This is a genomic window from Paraburkholderia sp. SIMBA_027, assembly GCF_046535315.1.
In the GTDB taxonomy this organism is placed as follows: Bacteria; Pseudomonadota; Gammaproteobacteria; order Burkholderiales; family Burkholderiaceae; genus Paraburkholderia; species Paraburkholderia tropica.
Map to the genome: position 1 here is coordinate 1 of NZ_JAWRWY010001595.1, position 236 is coordinate 236.

General features: G+C 39.8%; 1 protein-coding gene. It reads right to left on the reverse strand.

Annotated features, from left to right (window positions below):
• Nucleotides 1–236 (reverse strand): hypothetical protein (locus SB764_RS44560; RefSeq protein WP_410867382.1); only part of this gene is annotated, 236 nt, incomplete at both ends.

The window sequence follows — 236 nt, forward strand, 5'->3', positions numbered from 1 at the left end:
CTTGGCACCGAAATGCAGTGCAATTCCTGATGCATTAATATCTTTCACATTGGCAAAGTCAAAACTAGCACTTCCTGCCAGTACATTAAGAATTGCTTTGGTACCCGCCACAGAACTTACCATTTCCAGCTTGTAACATGAACTTCCGTTGGCATACAGCTGATCTGTAACTTTTTGGGTTTTACCAGCTTGTAAGGTATACTTTTTAGCTCCGGTTAAAATCAGTTCTTTAAACT